Origin of the sequence: Limimaricola sp. AA108-03, from assembly GCF_050847355.1 — a bacterium.
In the GTDB taxonomy this organism is placed as follows: domain Bacteria; phylum Pseudomonadota; class Alphaproteobacteria; order Rhodobacterales; family Rhodobacteraceae; genus Limimaricola.
Genome location: NZ_CP193755.1, coordinates 1,923,644 through 1,943,348, shown reverse-complemented (window position 1 = coordinate 1,943,348; position 19,705 = coordinate 1,923,644). Strand labels below are relative to the sequence as shown.

Annotated in this window: 22 protein-coding genes; 13 read left to right on the top strand and 9 right to left on the bottom strand. The window is 69.1% G+C overall.

Annotated features, from left to right (window positions below; all coding sequences use genetic code 11):
* Nucleotide 1 precedes the first annotated feature (1 nt).
* Nucleotides 2-1,621: a flagellar hook-length control protein FliK gene (locus ACRAQ3_RS09490; protein ID WP_432254447.1), complete on the top strand. Its 1,620-nt coding sequence runs from the start codon at nucleotides 2-4 to the stop codon at nucleotides 1,619-1,621.
* Nucleotides 1,622-1,637: 16 nt separating this feature from the next.
* Nucleotides 1,638-2,306: a flagellar hook assembly protein FlgD gene (locus ACRAQ3_RS09485; RefSeq protein ID WP_432254446.1), complete on the top strand. Its 669-nt coding sequence runs from the start codon at nucleotides 1,638-1,640 to the stop codon at nucleotides 2,304-2,306.
* Between the two features lie 52 nt (nucleotides 2,307-2,358).
* On the opposite strand, the gene ACRAQ3_RS09480 is transcribed toward ACRAQ3_RS09485, so the two are convergent.
* The 5 genes from ACRAQ3_RS09480 to flgF form a co-directional block, all read right to left on the bottom strand.
* Complete coding sequence (locus tag ACRAQ3_RS09480; RefSeq protein ID WP_432254445.1) at nucleotides 2,359-2,982, bottom strand: flagellar basal body-associated FliL family protein; 624 nt, start codon at nucleotides 2,980-2,982, stop codon at nucleotides 2,359-2,361.
* A gap of 62 nt (nucleotides 2,983-3,044) precedes the next feature.
* Complete coding sequence (flgH, locus tag ACRAQ3_RS09475; RefSeq protein WP_269398359.1) at nucleotides 3,045-3,821, bottom strand: flagellar basal body L-ring protein FlgH; 777 nt, start codon at nucleotides 3,819-3,821, stop codon at nucleotides 3,045-3,047.
* Nucleotides 3,818-4,474, bottom strand: a complete 657-nt coding sequence (flgA, locus tag ACRAQ3_RS09470; protein WP_269398358.1) for a flagellar basal body P-ring formation chaperone FlgA — start codon at nucleotides 4,472-4,474, stop codon at nucleotides 3,818-3,820. The genes flgH and flgA overlap by 4 nt, the downstream gene beginning before the upstream one ends.
* Nucleotides 4,474-5,259, bottom strand: coding sequence for a flagellar basal-body rod protein FlgG (gene flgG, locus ACRAQ3_RS09465; RefSeq protein ID WP_269398357.1), 786 nt, complete (start codon nucleotides 5,257-5,259; stop codon nucleotides 4,474-4,476). The genes flgA and flgG overlap by 1 nt, the downstream gene beginning before the upstream one ends.
* Nucleotides 5,260-5,294: 35 nt before the next feature.
* Entirely contained in the window at nucleotides 5,295-6,041 is a 747-nt protein-coding gene (gene flgF, locus ACRAQ3_RS09460) for a flagellar basal-body rod protein FlgF (RefSeq protein WP_269398356.1), read from the bottom strand.
* A gap of 161 nt (nucleotides 6,042-6,202) precedes the next feature.
* Here flgF and ACRAQ3_RS09455 point away from each other — a divergent pair, with 161 nt between their 5' ends.
* The 11 genes from ACRAQ3_RS09455 to ACRAQ3_RS09405 all read left to right on the top strand — a co-directional run bounded on the left by ACRAQ3_RS09455 (nucleotide 6,203) and on the right by ACRAQ3_RS09405 (nucleotide 16,726).
* Nucleotides 6,203-7,918: a hypothetical protein gene (locus ACRAQ3_RS09455; RefSeq protein WP_432254444.1), complete on the top strand. Its 1,716-nt coding sequence runs from the start codon at nucleotides 6,203-6,205 to the stop codon at nucleotides 7,916-7,918.
* A 94-nt stretch (nucleotides 7,919-8,012) separates the two neighbouring features.
* The gene (locus ACRAQ3_RS09450; RefSeq protein WP_432254443.1) at nucleotides 8,013-9,320 is read left to right on the top strand and encodes a flagellar hook protein FlgE; all 1,308 of its coding nucleotides are present in this window, start codon (nucleotides 8,013-8,015) and stop codon (nucleotides 9,318-9,320) included.
* Between the two features lie 55 nt (nucleotides 9,321-9,375).
* Nucleotides 9,376-10,791 carry a flagellar hook-associated protein FlgK gene (gene flgK, locus ACRAQ3_RS09445; protein ID WP_432254442.1) on the top strand — a complete coding sequence of 472 codons (1,416 nt, stop codon included), beginning with the start codon at nucleotides 9,376-9,378 and terminating at the stop codon, nucleotides 10,789-10,791.
* Between the two features lie 12 nt (nucleotides 10,792-10,803).
* Nucleotides 10,804-11,865 carry a flagellin gene (locus tag ACRAQ3_RS09440; RefSeq protein ID WP_432254441.1) on the top strand — a complete coding sequence of 354 codons (1,062 nt, stop codon included), beginning with the start codon at nucleotides 10,804-10,806 and terminating at the stop codon, nucleotides 11,863-11,865.
* A gap of 131 nt (nucleotides 11,866-11,996) precedes the next feature.
* On the top strand, nucleotides 11,997-13,112 hold the full coding sequence (locus ACRAQ3_RS09435) for a flagellar basal body P-ring protein FlgI (protein WP_269398633.1): 1,116 nt from the start codon (nucleotides 11,997-11,999) through the stop codon (nucleotides 13,110-13,112).
* Nucleotides 13,112-13,426 (top strand): rod-binding protein, encoded by a 315-nt coding sequence (locus tag ACRAQ3_RS09430; RefSeq protein WP_432254440.1) that lies wholly within the window; start codon nucleotides 13,112-13,114, stop codon nucleotides 13,424-13,426. Before ACRAQ3_RS09435 ends, ACRAQ3_RS09430 begins: the two co-directional genes overlap by 1 nt.
* Nucleotides 13,423-13,842, top strand: a complete 420-nt coding sequence (locus ACRAQ3_RS09425; protein WP_432254439.1) for a hypothetical protein — start codon at nucleotides 13,423-13,425, stop codon at nucleotides 13,840-13,842. The genes ACRAQ3_RS09430 and ACRAQ3_RS09425 overlap by 4 nt, the downstream gene beginning before the upstream one ends.
* A gap of 107 nt (nucleotides 13,843-13,949) precedes the next feature.
* The gene (locus ACRAQ3_RS09420; protein WP_269398636.1) at nucleotides 13,950-14,897 is read left to right on the top strand and encodes a flagellin; all 948 of its coding nucleotides are present in this window, start codon (nucleotides 13,950-13,952) and stop codon (nucleotides 14,895-14,897) included.
* A 173-nt stretch (nucleotides 14,898-15,070) separates the two neighbouring features.
* A complete protein-coding gene (locus ACRAQ3_RS09415; protein ID WP_085897999.1) occupies nucleotides 15,071-15,475 on the top strand; it encodes a flagellar biosynthesis regulator FlaF in 405 nt (134 codons plus the stop codon).
* A 1-nt stretch (nucleotide 15,476) separates the two neighbouring features.
* Entirely contained in the window at nucleotides 15,477-15,905 is a 429-nt protein-coding gene (locus tag ACRAQ3_RS09410) for a flagellar biosynthesis repressor FlbT (protein WP_269398638.1), read from the top strand.
* Nucleotides 15,902-16,726, top strand: coding sequence for a DUF1217 domain-containing protein (locus ACRAQ3_RS09405; RefSeq protein WP_432254438.1), 825 nt, complete (start codon nucleotides 15,902-15,904; stop codon nucleotides 16,724-16,726). The genes ACRAQ3_RS09410 and ACRAQ3_RS09405 overlap by 4 nt, the downstream gene beginning before the upstream one ends.
* A 72-nt stretch (nucleotides 16,727-16,798) precedes the next feature.
* Here the strand turns inward: ACRAQ3_RS09405 and ACRAQ3_RS09400 are convergent, their stop codons facing one another.
* From ACRAQ3_RS09400 to ACRAQ3_RS09385, 4 genes are read right to left on the bottom strand one after another with little or no spacing between them, the layout of a single operon-like run.
* The gene (locus tag ACRAQ3_RS09400; protein ID WP_269398640.1) at nucleotides 16,799-17,872 is read right to left on the bottom strand and encodes a flagellar motor switch protein FliG; all 1,074 of its coding nucleotides are present in this window, start codon (nucleotides 17,870-17,872) and stop codon (nucleotides 16,799-16,801) included.
* A gap of 11 nt (nucleotides 17,873-17,883) precedes the next feature.
* Nucleotides 17,884-18,690: a flagellar type III secretion system pore protein FliP gene (fliP, locus tag ACRAQ3_RS09395; protein ID WP_432254437.1), complete on the bottom strand. Its 807-nt coding sequence runs from the start codon at nucleotides 18,688-18,690 to the stop codon at nucleotides 17,884-17,886.
* Nucleotides 18,691-18,698: 8 nt separating this feature from the next.
* Complete coding sequence (locus ACRAQ3_RS09390; protein ID WP_432254436.1) at nucleotides 18,699-19,058, bottom strand: FliM/FliN family flagellar motor switch protein; 360 nt, start codon at nucleotides 19,056-19,058, stop codon at nucleotides 18,699-18,701.
* Nucleotides 19,055-19,705: a hypothetical protein gene (locus tag ACRAQ3_RS09385; RefSeq protein WP_432254435.1), complete on the bottom strand. Its 651-nt coding sequence runs from the start codon at nucleotides 19,703-19,705 to the stop codon at nucleotides 19,055-19,057. Before ACRAQ3_RS09385 ends, ACRAQ3_RS09390 begins: the two co-directional genes overlap by 4 nt.

Genomic DNA, 19,705 nt, shown 5'->3' with positions numbered 1-19,705 from the left:
GATGCGGCGTGGCACGGCGGGCGATCCCGGCGCCTTCGAGGCGATGCTCGCGTCGAGCCGCGACACGGGCGCGCCATCGCGCCCGGCCGCCCCGCCTTCGGCGCCGCCATATGAGCGGCTGTTCGAAGCGGCGGCGAAGCTGATGGAGAAGGGGGCGGCATCGCTTGGCGAGGCGGGCGAGGACCCCGTCGCACGCGCGGCCAGCCTCTCGGAGACGGGTGCAGCGCTGCGCGACCTGTTCGCGGATTTCGACGCGGCGCATGGCACCGACATCTCGGCACGCCTCGACGAGCTCTCCGGTGCCGAAGACATGGTTGTTGCCTCTGACGACATGATCACCGGGCTGTCGGTCATCCTGTCCGAGCTGTCCGGCAAACCCATGGGTGATCTCGCGACCACTTTGCCCGCATGGTCGGCCGTCCCGGCTACCACGTTCGGTGCCGAAGGGTGGAATCAGGTTGCAGGTGCGGCCGCCGCACAGGCGTCGGTCCGGTCCGCCGCGCCAGTCCCATCCGCGCCAGCCCCATCCACGCCAGTGCCGGTATCACCCTTCGTCGAGACGGGTCACGTCTCTCTGCGCCCCACCGATGCGACCTTGGCTGGCGATGCGCGAATGGGGCCGACCGCCGCTTCGGCAGGCGCGGAGACCGCGATGCCGCAACAGATGCGGATCGGTGCCACGCCGGGCGGGCAAATCGCCATGCCTTCGACCCAGGCCGTAAGCATGGGGCAGGTGACGCTCCCCGCGGAGCAACTGCCCGCGCAGGCTGGCCAAGCCGCGATGCAGACGGTTCAGGCGACAGCCATTGCGCCCCTCGCAAACGGGCAGCCGACCATGCCCGCCGCGCCTTCCCGGCAGGCGGTCCCGACAGCCGGCCCCGCCCCGGCGCGCGGCATTCCCGGCCCGCGCGTGGCAGCGCAGGGCGACCAGGTCGCTTCGGCCCCGGACGCCACCGAAGCGGCGGGGCATGACGCCGAACCCTTGGCGACCGTCGAGGCCGCAACACCGTCGCGGCGTGGCTTCGCGGCCCTGCTCGGCGAGGCCCTGGCGCAGCAGGCGAAGATCGGACCGGAAGGGGCCGAGCCGACACTCCGCGAGCCGACCACCGTTGAGGCGGCGCAGCCGGCCCCCAGAACGCTGGATGCCGGTGTCGCGTCGCGCGCCCCGATGGAGCCTCAGGCTCCACCGCCGCCGCCGCCGGCCGCACCGCAACTGGCGAGCGGCTTCTCGCGCGCGGTCGCGAGCCAGATCCGGAATGCCACCCTGAACGACGGCGTGACGCGGATCTCGCTGACGCCCGGCGGGATCGGCGAGATCGAGATCGACCTCACCCAGGAGGACGGGCAACTCCGCGTCGTGATCCGCGCCGAGAACCAGGGCGTCCTGCAGGCACTGCGCGGCGACCGCGAAGGCCTTGCCGCGCTGTTGGGCAATGAGGGGGCCGGTTTCGACGAGAGCCAGCTCAGCTTCGAATCCTTCGATCGCGGCAACGGCGGGGATCGCGGCGATGGCCGCCCGACGGCTATTCCGGCGATCGAGAACGATGCCGAGGCCGAGCCCGTCGCGGGTCCCGCCACGCCATCCGCAGGCGGCGCAGGCCGCCTCGACATGTTGACCTGAATCTCCGGAGCCCGCCATGGAAACGCTGTCCCCGATCAACGCCGCGAGCGCGAGCGCGTCCACGAAGGCCACGACCTCGCGCGAGAAGCTCAACACCGACTACCAGAGCTTCCTGACGCTGCTGATCGCGCAGGTGTCGAACCAGGACCCGCTGGAGCCGATGGACTCCACCGCCTTCGTGTCGCAGCTCGCGCAGCTGACGCAGGTCGAGCAGTCGATCACCACGAACGAGACGCTGGAGCGGATCGAGACCCAACTCGGTGACAGCGGTACCCGCAGCGACATCATGCTGCTCGGGCGCGAGGTTCTGGCGCCGAGCGACCTGATCACCCTGCGCGACGGCGAGGCGCGGTTCTCCTACCAGCTCAGCGGCGAGGCCACGCAGGTCTCCGCCCGCATCCTCGGCGAGGACGGGACCGAGCTGCGCCGGATCGACGGTCTGCCCGCCGTCAACGGGGTGCGGCACGAGGTTGTCTGGGACGGGCGCGATCCCGACGGGCTGCCGGTGCCCGCTGGCACCTTCCAAGTCGAGATCGTCGCGCTCGATGCCGAGGAGGAGTCGGTGTTTCACACCACCTATGCAAGCGGCCAGGTCGAGCGCGTGGCATTCCGCGATGGCTGGCCGATCCTCGAGCTCGACACCGGGGCGGAAATCTCTCCCGACAGCCTGATCAGCGTTCAGTAATACTTCGGATCGGGTTTACCCGAGCGGCCCGAGGGCCGCTCGGGGAGCGGTCTCAATGCGTGACCTGCGCCGTGGCGGGCAGGGTTTCGGCGCGCGGGATGTCCTGCCGCGCCACGTCCTGCTTGAACATGTTGGGGAACAGCACCTCCTCGACCGGCATGCCGATCGCCTTGAGATCGGCCAGCACGCGCTTTGACAGCGCTTCGGTGTCGATCGCGGGCCCCGCCATGGCTGGCGTCGCGGCCGCCTCGGTGAGGGACGCGAGGACCGCGTCGCGCATCCTCAGCATGGTCTCGGGGGTCTCCTCGACCTTCGCCACCAGCGCCGCCTCGGGCATCGCCAGCGCGATGTCGGCGACCACATAGGTGATGCTGCGCGGCTTCAGCACCGGCACGGTCAGCCGGCCGATCTCCAGGAGCGGCACGGCCTCGGCCTCGGGCTCCGCATGATCGGCCTTGGAGGTCTCTTCCGCATGGGCGCCGGCCTCGGGATCGACGGGGGCGGGCGGGATGCCCAGCGCCTCGTGATCGCCGGGGCGGCCGGGCGCGGCATCGGTGAGCGTCGTCGGCTCGGCCGAGGCCACGAGGGTCTGGGCGGGGACGAGGAACATCCCCGCGCCGTAGCCGCCCACGAGGCAGGCCAGCGGCACGGAGATCATCAGGATCGTGGATTTCATCGGACCATCGCGTGCGTTGCGTTCGGTCCCTTGTCGCCCGGTATCGTGGCGGTGATTGCGCCTCAGTAGGGCAAGATGATGTCCATCGCATCCTCGCCATAGCCGCGCTCCTGGGTGCGCGACAGCTGGCCGCGCCCGCCATAGGTGATGCGCGCCTCGGCGATCTTCTCGTAGGGGATGGTGTTGTCCATCTGGATGTCCTGCGGCCGGATGATCCCCGCGACCCGCAGTTCGCGCAGTTCCTGGTTCACCTTGACCTCCTGCCGCCCGGCGATGACGAGGTTGCCGTTGGGCAGCATCTGCACCACCAGCGCCGCCACCTTCAGCTCGATCGATTCGTTGCGGGTGATCGAGCCCGAGCCCGACACGTCGGTGGTCGAGCCGATATCGACGATGTCGCCCTGCGGCAGGTCCTCGGGGCCGACGCCCGGGAGGATCTTGTCGATCTGGGTGCCGTAGCCGAACAGCGTCGGGAAGGCGATCGTGCTCTGGCCGTCGCGCGAGCGCTGCCCGGCGTTCCGGAGCTGCGCGCGGTCGTCGATGCGGATGTCGACGGTAAGGATGTCGCCCACCTGGCTCGCCCTCTGGTCGGCGAAGAAGCCGCCCGAGCCGCCGCGTTCCCACAGCGAGGCCGCCTCGGCGCGCTGGTAGACGCGCGGGGGCGCCGGGGGTGGCATCGGCACCGAAACCGAGGCCGCCTCGGGCACGGTGAGCGGGTTCACGGCGATCGCAGTGGTCTGCGGATCACGGTCGAAGCGGTCGCGCACCCCGCCGCAGCCGGAGACGAGCGCCGCCCCCAGCAACAGGACGGGCAGGGGACGCAGATGGGTGCGGCTCAACGGGAGACCTCCACGATGCCCTCGGCGGCGGCGATGCCGGTGAGGGTGGTGTTGCTTGACGTGTTGACGATACGGACTTCCTGACCGCGATGCGCGTCCGACAGCGCCCGGCCGGGCGCCTTGAGCCGCAGCGCGCCGTCGGTGAAGCTGATGCTGACCTCGTCGCCGCGTTCGATCACCAGCGGCTGCATCACCGACTGCACCATCACCGGGCGGCCCTCGGGCAGCATCCGGCGCACCTGCATGCCGATCACGCCGTCGGGGTCGATCACCGCATAGGGCCCGAGTCGGGCCTGCGGCAGCCGCATCTCGGTCAGGTCGCCCGCGGACACGATGTCGCCGGGCATCAGCCGGCGGTTGGGCACCGGCAGCGGGATCATCACCGAGGCGAGGCCGCTGACCCGGTGCAGCCCGCCGACATCGTCGATGGCGTTGGCGACGAAGCGCCCGGAGGCCGGGTCCATCCAGAACTCGGCGATCAGCGCCGCCTCGCTCGGCGGGCTGCCGGCAAAGCCGATCTCGAACTCGGCCCGCTCGGGAAGCTGCGGCCCCAGATGGTCGCGCGCGCGCTCCTCCACCAGCACCGGCAAGGGCGCGGCGGCGGCGGCCAGAGGTGCCGCAAGCGCGAGGAGGAGTAGAGCGGCGCGGCGCATCACTTGATCTGGTTGGCGGCGGTCATCATCTCGTTGGCGGTCTCCAGCGACTTGGAGTTCATCTCGTAGGCCCGCTGCGCCGAGATCAGGTCGGTGATCTGCTGGATGATGTTGACGTTCGAGTTCTCGAGATAGCCCTGCCGCAGGATGCCTAGACCGGCATCGCCCGGATTGGCGGGTACCGCGTCGCCGGAGGCGGTGGTCGCCTGCAACAGGTTGCCGCCGAGTTGGCGCATCCCCGCCTCGTTGGTGAAGGTCGCCATGGTGATCTGGCCCAGCTCCACCGGGACCGGGTCCTCGCCGACGAAGGCCATGACCACGCCCTGCTCGGAGATCTCCACCTGGGTGGTGTTCTCCGGCACGACGATGCCGGGATCGAGCTCGTAGCCCTGCATGGTGACGAGCTGGCCCTCGGCCGAAAGCTGGAACGCGCCGTCGCGGGTATAGGCCTGACCGCCATCGGGCAGGTTCACCGTGAAGAAGCCGCGCCCGTCGATCGCGAGGTCGAGCTGGTTCTCGGTCGCCATCAGCCCGCCTTGGGTGTTGAGCCGCACCGTGCCCGCGGTCTCGACGCCGAAGCCGATATCGACGCCCGTCGGGCGCATCGTGCCGGCCTCGGAGGTGAGCGCACCCTCGCGCCGGACCGTCTCGTAGATCAGGTCCTGGAACGCCGCGCGGCTCGACTTGAAGCCGGTGGTGTTGGCGTTGGCGATGTTGTTCGAGATGACGTCCACATTGGTCTGCTGCGCGAGCATGCCGGTGGCGGCGATTCCGAGGGCTTTCATGGTCGGGCTCCTGTGTCGGGTCCGTGAAAAGGGGGTCAGGCCGTCTTGCCGATGCGGCGCAGCATGTCGCGCATCAGGTCGTCCTCGCTGTTCACCAGCTTGAGCGCGCGCTCATAGGCCTGCTGGATCGCCATCAGCCGGGTCATCTCGACCACCGGCTGCACGTTGCTGGCCTCGACCGCCCCCTGGACGACGCGGGTGGCGTCGGTGGCGGGACGGGCGGTGTCGCCGGCCTCGGGGGGCACGAACATGCCCGCGCCGATCCGTTCATAGGCCTGCAGATCGGGTAGGTCGAACAGGCCGACGCGACCGATCACGCCGTTGGCCAGCGAGGAGATCGTGCCGTCCTGCGAAATCGTGACATCGCCGCCGAGATCGGGGGGCAGGGCGATCGGCGCGCCGCCGGGATCGAGCACCTTGGCGCCTGACAACGTCACCAGCGCGCCGTTCGGGTCGAGCGCAAAGCGGCCGTCGCGGCCATAGGCGGTGCGCCCATCTGTTTCATAGGCGAACCAGCCATCGCCCTGCAGCGCCAGGTCGAGCGGGTTGCCGGTCTGGCTCATCGCGCCCTGGTTCGGGTCCATATAGGAGCCTTGGTCGATCAGGAAATCGGTTTCGCGGGTCTCCTCGGTGCCGGTCTCGCGCAGCATGTAGCTGTCGAAGACCACGCGCTCGCCCTTGAAACCGGCGGTGTTGGCATTGGCGATATTGTTGGCGGTCACGTCGAGCGCGTTGCGCATCGCCGTCGCGAGGGACAGCGAAACATAGGTGCTGTTGTCCATCCCGGCCTGTCTCCCGATTCCCACGATTCCCGGTGCTTGCGCCCCGTAGCTCGGACTGTTGTTGCGCCGTTCAGGAATTCGATCAAGGATAGTGCCTATCAATTCATGGGGTCGTGGCGGATTTGCCAAGATTACTGAGCATATGTCTGGGGCTGTCCCTGATGGGACATGCCGCCGCGGCCGATCCGGCGCCGCGGGGGGCAAGCTCTGTCGACTATGTCGATCGCCGTGCCGCGCTGGTCGCGGGGCTGGCCGAGGCGGAGACCGCCGGGGCCCGCGCCGACCTGCTGCTCGACCTCGCCGCGCTCTCGGTGAGCCATGCGCTCGCGCCCGAGGCACTATCCTTCCTGTCGGGCCTGCCGGATGACGAGGGCGCGGCAGCCCTCGATCCGGCCCGCGCCGCGCGGCGCGACCGGATCGCGCTCGCCGCCTGGGGGGTGTCGGGCGACGCCACGCCGGCGCCTCTCCCCGCGCGCTCGCAGCTCGAGGCCGCCGATCACTGGTCGCAGCGACCGCTATGGCGGGCACTGTCCCATGCGCGCGAGGGCGACGTGGCCGCCGCGGCCGAGGATCTGCCGCTGGCGGAGGAGGTGCTCGGCGCGCTGCCGCCGGCCCTCGCCGCGGCGCTGCTGCCCGAATTGCTGGAAACCGCGATCGAGGCCGGGCTTTGGGATGCCGCCCATGCGCTGGCGCAGCGCTTCGACAGTCACCCGGAGCTGCGCGGCGGCAGCGCCTACAGGTTCCTTCTGGGCCGCGCGGCGCAGGCCGGGGGCAACCCGGTCATGGCCTTCGACAGCTACGCGATGGCCGCAGGCGGCAGCGATGTCTGGGCGCAGCGGGCGCGGCTGGCGCTGATCGATCTGGGGCGCGCCACCGACACGCTGGTGCCCGAGGACGCGGCCCAGCTCCTGCGGCAGAGCTGGCGCTCTTGGCGCGGCGACGCGCTGGAGGTGGCCACGCTGGAGCGGCTGGCCGAGGTCGAATATGGCCGGGGCGACACCGAAGCCGCGATCGCCGCGCTGACCGAGGTGCTGCGCCGTCACCCGCAGAGCGACGCGGCCCGCAATTCCGGCGACCGGCTCGACGAGATGGTCGCGGATCTCTACGCGCAAGGCGCATCCGGCGACCTGCCGATCGCCGAATTCGTGGCGGCGCATCGGCGGCTTTCGCCCGAACTGGTGTTCCGCCCGGGCTTCGCGGCGCAGGCGGAACTCCTGGCCGGGAGGCTCTACGAGATCGGCGCCACCGACGCGGCGGCGCGCGAATACGCCGCGATCCGGGACCAGCTCGCGGTGATGCGCGACCTCGGGCTCGAGGAGGTGCCGCCCGCCCGGTTCGACGCCCTGCGGCTGGCGCAGGCCGAGGCGCTGCTGCGCGGCGGCCAGACCGAGGCGGCGGCGCAGGCGCTGGGGACCGCCCCGGCCTCGGTGCCGGAGCTGCGTGACCGCCTGGCGCTGCTGCGCGCGCGGCTCTCGAGCGCCGAGGGCGACGGGGCGGCGGTGATCGCCACGCGGATGGAAATTCCCTCGGAAGGCTACCTGCGGCTGCGCGCGGCGGCGCTGTTCGAGCGCGGTGAATGGGCCGCGGCGCGCGATGCCTATGCCAGCCTGTGGCGCGATCTGGGCCCCGGGCTCGGCACGTCGGAGGCAATTCGCCTGCTGCTCGCGGCGCATCGCGCCGGCGATGCGGAACTGGTGGCGGAACTGCTGGATCGGCTACCCGATCTCGCGGCCAGCCCGGAGCTTGCGGCGGTGGCGCGCTCGCTCGCGCCGGTCGCGCCGCTGTCGCTGCCGATCGGTCAAAAATCCGCCACGGATCGGATGCAGGGTGCGGACGCAGCCCTGCGCCGTCTCGAAACCATCGCGGGGGATGGCTGATGACCACCACCGCCCATTCCCGGCCCCGGCCGGAGCAACGACCGGACCCGGACCGATGCGTCCGCGGCGGCAACAGTAAGGAAGGACAGGCAGGATGAGCATTTCCTACGCGATGCAGACCGGCGTGAGCGGGTTGCGCGCCAATTCCACGGCGGTGGGCCGGATCTCGGAGAACATCGCCAACGCCAACACCGACGGCTACCGGCGCAGCTTCGTGCAGATGGTCACCACCAGCACGTTGAGCGACAATGCCGGCATCTCGCCCTCGGGTGTTCGGGCCTTCCAGGGCGCCGATGTCAGCACCGAGGGCGCGGTGCGTGCCACCAACAGCGCCACCGATCTGGCGATCGGCGGGCAGGGGTTCTTCGTGGTCTCGAAGCAGCCGGGCGAGACCAACGAGGCGAACTTCATGCTGACCCGCGCCGGCTCGTTCCTGCCCGACGAGAACGGCGATCTGCGCAACGCCGCCGGCTACTACCTCGCGGGCTTTCCCTACGACCAGACCGCCTCGATCGGCAATGTCGACCGCAACCAGTTCGGCGACCTGAGGACCGTCAATCTCGGCAGCCTGTCGCAGACCGGCTCGCCCACCGGCGAGATGACCGTCAGCGGCAACATCCCGGCCCAGCAGACCGGGCTGGCCACCCCGGGCGAGCCGTTCCTCAGCTCGGCCGAGTATTACAGCCCGCTGGGCGAGGCCGAGCGGATGCAGTTCTCCTGGCAGCCCAGCGCCACCGCCAGCCAGTGGACGCTGAGCATCTCCGGCGCCGACGGCGCGCAATACGGCGAGGTCACCGTCGACTTCCACGACAGCGGCCCGCTCGCCGGCGCGCCGCGGCTCTATTCGAATGCCACCTCCAACGCCGCGGCGCCGGCGGGCTTCGCCTTCGACGCCGCCACCGGCATCGCGACGCTGACCGTCGACAACGGCGCCGTGCCGCAGACCATCGAGGTCTCGATCGGCGCGCCCGACAGCCACACCGGCATGACCCAGTTCGCCGGCGACTACTCGGCGCTCAAGATCGGCGCCGACGGCGCCGAGAGCGGCGTGCTGGTGCGCACCGAGATCGACGAGCGCGGCGACGTCTACGGCGTGTTCAACAACGGCAGCCGCAAGCCGCTCTACAACATCCCGCTGGCCGAGGTCGCCAACCCCGACGGGCTCCTGGCCGCCGACGGCAACGCCTACGTGCTGTCGCGCAACTCCGGCAAGTTCAGCCTGAACCAGGCCGGCGAGGGCTCGGCCGGCGGGCTGACCGCCGGGGCGCTGGAGAGCTCCAACGTCGAGGTGGCGCAGGAGCTGACCGACCTGATCAGCACCCAGCGCGCCTATTCCTCCAACGCCAAGATCGTCACCACCGTCGACGAAATGCTGCAGGAAACCACCAACCTCAAGCGCTGAGCCGCGCTAGGCGGCAGCAGAATGCGCCGCGCTTCTCTTTCTAAAGGATCGCAGAATGGGCATCACCGCCGCCTTCAACGCCAGCCGCACCGGCCTTGCCGCCGTGGAGAGCTGGTCGGAAATGACCTCCAGCAACATCGCCAACGCCTCGCGCGCGGGCTATTCGAAGCGCAGCGCCCCCATGACGAGCCTGCCCGGCGGCGGCGTCGCGGTGACGGGCTATGCCCGCGCCGCCGATGCCCGCCTCGAACAGGCGCATCGACAGGAGATCTCGCGGGTGGCCGGGCGCGAGGTCGTCGCCTCGGCCCTCGCGAGCCACGCGGTCGTTCTGGGCGAGATCGATTCCGACACCGGGCTGCATGGTCGGCTCGCGACCTTCCAGAGCGCGCTCGACGCGGTGGCGTCCGATCCGGCGCAGCCGGCGCTTCAGGAGAGCGCCGTGAAGGCGGCGGTCGCGATGGCCTCGACGCTGCGCGGCGCCGCCGACAGCCTCGCGCTCATCGAATCCGACACTCGCGCCGGGGTCCGCAGCGATGTGAGCCAGATCAACGAAACGCTGACCGACATCGCCGAGATCAACCGCCAGATCAGCCGGGAGAACGGCCCGACCGAGCGCCGCGCCGCGCTCGAGGACAACCTGTCGACGAAGCTCGACGGTCTCAGCGAAATCCTCGATATCCGCACCAGCTTCGACGCCGGCGGGCGGATCTCGATCTTCACCACCGGTGGCGCGCCGCTGGTCGAAAACGATTCCGTGCGCGTGTTGAAATTCGACGAACAGACCGATCGGTTGTCGATCGACGGCGTCGACGTGACACCGGGCAGCGTCGGTTCGCGGGGCTCCGAAGAGGGGCGGCTGGCGGGCCGTCTGGGTCTTCTGGGGGGCGACCTGCCGCGCATGCAGCTGCAGCTCGACGAGATGGCGCGCGCCCTCGTGCAGGGGTTCGAGGCGGCGGATGACAGCCTTGCCGCCGGTCAGCCCGGCCTGTTCACCGATGGGGGGGACGCCTATTCGGCGGCGGATCTGACGGGGCTGGCCTCGCGCATCGCCGTCAGCGATGCCGTGCGCTCCGATGCGGGCGGCGGCGCATGGCGGCTGCGCGACGGCGTGGGCGCGGTGGCGCAGGGCCCGGCCTCGGATGGGCGGCGCATCGATGGCTACGTCACCATGCTGGCCGGAACGACCAGTTTCGACGAATCCGCGGGGCTGGGACAGAACCGGACCCTCGCGGATTTCGCGGCCGGGCTGATCGCCGATCACCAGCAGATGCGGAACACCGCGCGCGACGAGGCGGAGGCCCTGGGGGCCGGACGCGACGCCGCCGAGGCGGCACGCTCGGCGGTGCAGGGCGTCAACATCGACGAGGAACTGCAACAGCTGATGTTGATCGAGCAGAGCTATTCCGCCAACGCCACGGTCATGAAGACGCTGGGCGAGATGATGGACACGCTGCTTGCGGCCGTCAGGTAAAGGAGACCGATGATGATTTCGATGACCCGGACATCCGGCAGCCTGCAAAGCACGCTGACCCGCACCCGCCTGATCGGCGAGCTTGACCGCAAGCTCGGCGATGCCGGCACGGAGATGAGCACGAACCGCAAAGCGGACGTGTATCGCTCCTTGGGCACGCGCTCGGCCGAGGCCTTGACGCTGCGCTCCAACACCAAGCGGCTCGAGGGGTTCGCCCTCTCGAACGAGCTGCTGTCCTACAGGCTCGACAGCGGCACCAAGGCATTGGGCGAGATCCGCAGCACGGTGGGCGGCGTGCTTGATCTGGCCGCGCAGACCGGCGCCAACGGGCTGATCCAGGGCAAGGAGCTGCAAGCGGCGGCGCGCGTCGCGATCGAGCAGATCATCGGCCAGGCCAACCGTACCGTGCAGGGCAGCGCGCTGTTCGGGGGGCTCGACAGCGGCAACCTGACGCTGCAGCCCTGGGACCAGGCGAACCCGCGCAGCGGTCTCGCCCCATCCGACGTGGTGTCGGGGATCTACGGGGCAGGGCCGGTCGATGCCGCCGATGCGGCGGCGATCGCGAACCAGATGGCCGCCGTGTTCACCCCGGGCGGCACCGCGCCCGGTGATTTCGAGCAGACCTTCTACAATGGCAGCCCGGTCTCGGAGACCGCCCGGCTCACGGCCCGGATCGATGCGGATGAGACGATCGAGTACGGGGTTCAGGCCAACGATCCGGGTATGACGGAAATCCTGCGGGGGCTGGCGATGCTGGCGGCGACCGACATCGCCGACATCGCCGATCCCGAGGCGCGCCAAGTCTGGTTCGACGATGGTCTCAAGGCCCTCAGCACGGGTTCCGAGAATCTCCTCGCCGCCGAGACCCGGATGGGGGCGCAGGCCTCCCGGGTCGAGGAACTACGTGAATCGCAGGAACTCCGGATCAATCTCTATCGGAGCCAGACCGCTGCCCTCGAAGGCGTCGATCCCTACGAAGCCGCGACTCGGCTGACCCAGTTGCAGACGCAGCTCGAGGCCACCTATGCGGTGACGGCGCGGCTCTCGAAGCTGTCCTTCCTCAACTATCTCTGACCCGTGTTGATCCATGAACAGTTTGCATAATTGCAACCTGTTCATGGATTGATCGGAACTGTTCTTGTGGGCCTTCCCGGCGCCCGGCTAGGATGACCGGGCAATTCAGGCCTCCGGGAGCAGCGTCGCACATGGCAGGACATCTTCCGCGTCTCTTGCCGGCCCTCGCGCTGGCGCTCGGTCTGGGCGCGATCGCGGCACCGCCATCGGCGGCGGATGTGCGGATCAAGGACATCGCCCAGTTCGAGGGCGTTCGCGAGAACCAGCTCGTGGGCTACGGCCTCGTGGTCGGCCTCAACGGCACCGGTGATTCCCTGCGCAACTCGCCCTTCACCGAACGCTCGATCGAAGGGATGCTGGAACGGCTCGGCGTGGGCAACCTGACCGACGAGCAGATGCGCACCCAGAACACCGCCGCCGTCATGGTCACCGCGATGTTGCCGCCCTTCGCACGGCGCGGCTCGACCATCGACGTGGTCGTCTCGTCGCTGGGCGACGCCACCAGCCTGCGCGGCGGCACGCTGATCGTGACGCCGCTCACCGGCGCCGACGGCGAGGTCTACGCGGTGAGCCAGGGGCCGATCGCGGTGGCGGGCTACGCGGCGCAGGGCGCCAATGCCAGCATCGTCGAGGGCGTACCCACCGTGGCGCGAATCGAGAACGGCGCCACGGTCGAGAACGAGATCGATTTCGACCTCGCGGCGATGAACTCGATCCGCATCGCGCTGCGCACCCCGGATTTCACCACCGCCAAGCGGGTCGAACAGGCGATCAACGCGCATATGGGCAGCATCGCCAGAACGCTCGATTCGGGGACCGTCGAGGTGCGCTCGGCCGCCAAGGTCGACATCCCCGGCATGCTGGCCGAGATCGAGGGGCTGCGCGTGCAGCCCGACGCCATCGCCAAGGTGGTGATCGACGCCCGCTCGGGCACCATCGTCATCGGCTCCGAGGTGCGCATCGCCGAGGTCGCGGTGAGCCAGGGCGGCCTCACGGTGATCGTCAAGGAAGAGATCGAGGTGAGCCAGCCGGAGCCGATCTCGATCGGCAACACCGTGATCGTGCCGCAGACCGAGGTGACGGTCGAGGAGCAGGAGGCGCAGTTCTCGATCCTCGAGGGCGATGTCAGCCTGCAGCGCCTCGTCGACGGGCTCAACGCCATCGGCGTCACCGCCAGCCAGACCATTTCGATCCTGCAGGCGATCAAGGCCGCGGGCGCGCTTCACGCCGATCTGGAGATCATCTGATGGAGATCATGCCCACCGCGCTGTCTCTCAAGCCGCTCGCCAAGACCCGCGAGGCGGATCCCGAGACGATGAAGACCGCGAAGAAGTTCGAGGAGATGTTCCTCGCGCAGACCGTGGACGAGATGCTCAAGAGCGTCGACATCGGCGCCTTCGGCGGCGGCCATGCCGAGGAAACCTGGCGCAGCTTCTTGGCGCGCGCCTTCGCCGAGCAGATCGCCGATCAGGACAGCACGGGAATCGCCACCAGCGTGGCGCGTGCGATCGGCGCCTATGGAGACACCGACGGCACCCGGACGGGGCAGGGGACAGCATGACGCAGGAAACCGAATCGCAGCCGAGCGGCCTCGAGGCCGAGATCGCGGAACTCGTGGCGCTGCTCGAGGCGGAGATCGCCGAGATCCGCGCGGGCGACCTTGCCGGCGTGACCGCGCGGCTCGAGCGCAAATCGGAACTGGCCGCGCGAATCGAAGCGGCGCGCCCCGAGATCGAGGCCGGTCTCGCGGCCGGGGACGATGCGGCGCAGGAGCTGCGCGAGCGGCTCGACGTGCTGGCGGATCTCATCGCGCGGGATGCAGCGATGCTGGAACGGATGCGCGCCACCACCGGCGCCGTCGCGCGCGATCTGGAGCGCCTGCGCGACCGGCACGGGCTGGGCGGCCTCTATGGCGCGAACGGCAACCGTAGCACAAAGGACACGCTTTCCCGCGCCCCCATGGATAAGACCGTATAGCGCCACAAACGCGCCCCAATTCATGGGTTTAACCATAGTCACACCGCGGCGGTCATGCCGACTTCGTCAGAAAAACGATCGAACAGTTAGAATGCTGGAGAACTAAAATGTCTTCGATCCTCACCAACAACTCCGCGATGTCCGCCCTCTCGACCCTGCGGAACATCAACTCCAACCTGAACAGCACCCAGGACCGCATCTCGACCGGTCTGAAAGTGTCGTCGGGCAAGGACAATGCCGCCTACTTCGCGATCTCCGAGACGATGAAGGGCGACAGCGGCATGACCAAGGCCGTCAACGAAAGCCTGACCCTGACCAAGAACTCGGTCGCGACCGCGCGTCTCGGCGCCGAGCAGTTCTCGGACCTGGCGACGGAATTCCGCGACAAGGTCGCCTTTGCCCAAGAGAACAAGGGTGGTCTCGACGAGATCGAGTCCGACCTGACGCGCCTCGTCGCCGATATGTCGGCAATCCTCTCGCAGTCGACCTTCAACGGCGATGACCTGGTCAACGCTGCCGGCAAACAGGCGGACGGTACTACGGACGCGAGTGCAGACAGCGCTTTCGCTGCGGACGGGACCTATACCGCTGAAACTGGCGCGAGTGCGGCAGGGGGTGCGCGTACGATCGTCACCGGCATCAGCCGCGACTCCGCTGGTGCCCTGACCACGACGACCATCTCGGTTACGCCGGTGGATCTGAACGCTCAGAAGGAAATGTTCCGGGCGATCGCCGATGGTTTCGCCGCGAAGGCCGGATCGGCGACTGGCGAGGCCTACCTCTCGGCAGTTCTGAGCAGCGCCGACACCGCGACTAAGGCGACCGTCGACGCGGCTACCTCGCTGGGTCAGTCGGAGAAGTCGATCGAGCGTCAGCAGGAGTTCCTGACCAAGCTCTCCGACAACCTCGACGCCGGCGTCGGCGCGATGGTCGATGCGAACATGGAAGAGGAAGCGGCCCGTCTGCAAGCACTGCAGGTCCAGCAGCAGCTGGCGTCGCAGTCGCTCTCGATCGCCAACCAGGCGCCGCAGAACATCCTGAGCCTGTTCCGCTAAGGCACTTCGCGGCCCGCCCTCCGGGGCGGGCCGCACCCCAACCGGGCCAGCGCCCGGTATCCCCCCCGACAGTTTTCGACCGGCTGACGCGTCTGCGCGATCCTCGGGTTGTGTCCGCGTCCGCCTCCACCGTCCCCGCCAGAAGAGCAGGGCCCTGAGCGAGAGCAGAACGCATGAGCATCGCCGCCTACAAGACCACCATCCGCGAAAGCGAAACCCCCCGCCAGATCGAGCGCCGTGTGCTGAGCCGCGTCACCGGCCAGCTCGCCACCCGTGCCTCTGCCTTCGACCGGGCCGAGAGCGCCCGCGAGCGCAGCGCGCTCCTGTCCGACGGGCTGCGCGACGATCTGGTGACCAATCAGAAATTCTGGTCCGAGCTGCAATTCGACCTGGCCCAGCCCGGCAACGCGCTGCCGGCCGAGCTGCGCGCCGGGCTGATCTCGCTGGCGATCTTCGTCGACCGCCAGACCAGCGCCGTGATCGGCGGCAATGCCGGCGTCGGCGCGCTCGTCGAGATCAACCGCTCGATCGTGGCGGGCCTTGGCGGCCAGGCCCCGGCCCCGGCGGAGGTGGCCTGACATGGCGCTCAAGCTCACCCTCCGCCCCGACGAGCGGATCGTCGTCAACGGCTGCATGATGCGCAACTCGTCGCGCCGCCACGTGCTCACGATCGAGAGCCATGCAGACGTGGTGCGCGGGCATGACCTGCTCGACGAGGACGCGCCGGTGACGCCGGTCACCCGGGTCTACTACCTCGTGCAGAACGCGCTGATCCATTCCAAGCTGCGCGACGACCTGGTGCCGATCATCCAGCGGGAGATGGCGAACCTCGCCACCACCTTCGGCCATCCGAGCCTCGGCCATATCTTCGAGGCGGCCAACTACGTCAGCGTCGGCGACTATTACAAGGCGATGCGCGCGCTGCGCCCGGTCCTCGAACACGAGGCGAAGCTGTTCGACCATATCTCGTCGGGCACGCAGGCCTCCGCGTCCATGGCCGCCGAATGATCTCGCTTTCGGGCCTCAACGCCCGGATGGGCCTGCAGCTGGTGGACGCCACGCGCGACCGCCAGCTCGAGATGATCCGCAGCAGCGCCGAGCACAGCCGCGCCATCGAGGCGTTCGAGGAGCGCATCGGCGACATCAAGACGGTCGACCAGCTGATGGAGGACCGGGAGCTCTATGTCTTCGTGATGAAGGCCTTCGATCTGGAGGACCAGATCTTCGGCAAGGCGATGATCAAGAAGCTCCTCAAGAGCGACTCCGAGGACTCCAGCTCCCTGGTCAATCGCCTGACCGACCCGCGGTTTCAGGATCTCTACAAGAACCTCGGCTTCAAGGACGAGGGAACCCGGAACACGCTGACCAACTCCAGTTTCTGGCGCAAGACGATCGTCAACAAATACGTCGAGCAGCATTTCGAGAATGCCCAGGCCGACCAGAACGAGACGGTCGGCACCGTGCTGGAGTTCCGCCGCAAGGCGGGTAGCATCAAGAACTGGTACGACGTGCTCAAGGATTCCGACCTGACGGAGTTCATGCGCACCTCGCTCGGGGTGCCTGCAAGCGTGGCGGGCCTCGACATCGACAAGCAGGTCGAGCTGTTCAAGGCGAAGTTCGATCTCACCAAGCTCAAGGATCCGGACGAGCTCGCGAAGCTCGAGCGGACCTATGTCGCGATCTCTGACACGAAGTCCGGCGTCAACAGCTCGACCAACGCGGCGCTGGCCCTGATGAACGCCGCCGTCAGCGCCGGGGCGGGGGGACAGTTCACGCCGATCACCCTCGACATCTCGATCATCACCTCGATGCCGCGCTCGACCTACTAGCCCGGACGCGCCGAAACACGGCCATCGGACGGGAACCGGCAGGGCCGGAGCGACAGCTCCGGCCCTTTATCGTCATTCGAGGATGTCCTCTTCCTCGTCGGCCGCGCTCGGCAGCTCGATCGTGCCCTCTTCGGCAAGCTGGCGGGTGTAGTCGACGATCATCGTCTGCGCCGCGCGGGCGTCGCGGCCGCGGACCGGCCCCATCGTGTTCATCTCGTCGAGCAGCATGTCGCGCGCCCGCGCGGTCAGCGCGTCGAGGAAATGCTCGCGCATCTCCTTGGAGGCGCCGCGCAGCGCCAGCGGCAGCGTGTTGCCGGTCAGGCCGCGCATCACCCGCGCGAGGCTCTGCGCGTCGAGCCGGATCAGGTCCTCGAAGGTGAACATCTTGGCCATGATGCCGTCGAGCGCGCCAGGCTTGCGGGCGTCGATCGCCTGCTGCAGCCCTTCGAACACGTCGCGGTCGAGCTTGTTGAACAGATCCGCCATGCGCTGTTCCATCTCGACGCCGCTCGACTGGCCGCCGGCCGAGAGCATGTCGGTCTGCAGCGTCTCCTCGATCTGCGCCATCATCTTGGGCGGCACCGCCTCCATCCGTATCATCCGCTCGACGACTTCGCGCATCATCTCCTCGCCCAGAAGCGGCAGCACCTTGGCGGCGACCTCGGTGTCGACATTGGACAGGATCGCCGCGGCGGTCTGCTCGTGCTCGCCGCGCAGATAGGTGGCGATGACGCTCTCGTTCATCGCCGAGAAGCGGGTCCAGAGGTCGCGCTCCTTCATCGGGCCGCGAATGTCGTTGAGGATCGCCTCGACCTGCTCCTCGGGCAGGAAGGCGCGCAGCATCGCCTCGGCGGTGGCCAGCGAGCCGACCACGCCGCCGCCGGTATCGACGCCCTCGGAGAACTCGGCCAGCACCCGCTCGACCAACTCGGCCTGCACCACGCCGAGCCGCGCCACGGCGCGGGTGATCTTGGCAATGTCCTCGGGCGCGAGCTTGCGCATCAGCTCCGAGCCGCGCTCCTCGCCGAGGCAGAGAAACAGGATCGCCGCCTTCTCGGCGCCGCGCAGCCGGCGCAGCGGCGGGGTGGGGGGCGTCGCCGCGGCGCGGACCGGGCTGGGCTCGTCGCGCGCGGGCGCGGGGGTCATCGCGTTCATCCTCATCCTCCGGCCAGTGGCACGTAGCTTTCCATCAGGCTGCCCGCCAGCATGTACCAGCCGTCGATCAGCACGAAGAAGATCACCTTGAACGGCAAGGAGATCAACACGGGCGGCAGCATCATCATGCCGGCGCTCATCAGCACCGAGGCGACGATCAGGTCGATCGCCACGAAGGGCAGGTAGATCAGGAAGCCGATCGAGAAGGCGCGGCGCAGCTCCGAGATCATGAAGGCCGGGATCAGCGAGCGCCACGACGCCGCCTCGGCGGTCTCGGGCAGCGGCTCGGGCTCGGCCCCGTCGGCGCGCGCGGCCAGCCCCTGGAACAGCTCGATGTCGCGCGGCCGGGTGTTGGCGAACATGAAGGCGCGGAACGGGTCGCCGATCCGCGCGATCGCCTGCTCCTCGGTGATCGCGTTGTTCATCAGCGGCTGCAACCCGCCCTCCCAAGCATCCTCGAACACCGGCTGCATGACGAAGAAGGTCATGAACAGCGCCATCGAGGACAGCACCATGTTGGGCGGCGTCTGGTTCAGACCCAGCGCCGAGCGCAGGATCGAGAACACGATCACGAAGCGGGTGAAGCTGGTCATGATCATCAGCAGCCCCGGCGCGATCGACAGCACCGTCATCAGCGCCACCAGCTGGATGATCCGCCCCGAGAGCGAAGCGCGCTCGTCAGAGCCCGGCGCCGCGTCCGAGAACACGTCGCCCAGCGCGTCGAGCACGCCCGCCCCGTCCTGCGCCATCGCGGGCCAGGCCGCGAGCGCGAAGGCGCCGGTGGCGAGAAGGAGGAGGCTGCGGTTCATGGCCGTGTTCAGTCGCCCGAAACGTAGTCCTTGACGATCTCGGTCAGCGAAACGCCGATCCGCGCATCGCCCAGCTTCACGAGATCGCCGCGCGCCACGAGGCGGTCGTTGATCACCACCTCGACCGGTTCGCCGATCCGCTTGTCGAGCTCGATCACCGAGCCGCGCCCGAATTTCAGAAGCTGCGCGATCGGCAGCCGGGCATGGCCCAGCACGATCTGCACGTCGAGACCGACATTGAGCATCGCCTCGATGTTGCGCCCGCCCTTCGTGGCCTGGGCCTCGGGGGCGTCGTCGAACAGCGCGGCGGCATCGTCCTCGATCTCGGGGAACTCGGCGCCGGTGGTCTTGCTGGGGGTCTCCGTCACGTGCGGTCCTCCGCTTGGGGGTGGGGGCGGGCGCTGGCCCGCAATGTGCTCAGGATCGCGTCGCAGATCTGCGCGAAGCTGTAGTCGAGATTGCCGCCCTCCCAGAAGACGCGGGCGTCGCCGGGAACGAGTTCGGGATCGATGGTGACGTGGGCGCGCGCGCCGAGGTTCCGATCGGTGATCAGCGCCTCGACCTCGCGCTGCAAGTCTTGCGAGCCCGGGGGCAGGGCGATGTCCAGCCGCGCCGCGCCGAGCCCGAGCCTGAGCCCGCGCCGGATCTGCGCCAGGGCGCGGCGATGGGCATGGGCCTCGAGGATCTCGGGCAGGACAGTCGCGGCGGTGGTCGCGGCATAGTCGAGCAGCTGCGCCTCGAGCGCGGCGCGGTGCCGCGCCTCCTGCGCCATGATCTCGCCAAGCCGCCCGGCGATCCGTTCCAGCGCCGCCGAGCGGGCCGCGTCTTCGGCGGCGCACGCCTCGGCCTCGGCCTTGGCGCGGCCCTCGGCGCGGCCCTGCGCCAGCGCCTCGTCGCGGGCGGCGGCGACGGCGGCGAGCAGCTCGTCATCGGTATGGCGCGCCTGCGCCTCGCGCCGCGCCAGCTGGCGTTCCTGCGCGATCTCATGGTCGAAATCCCGTTCGAAGATCGACAT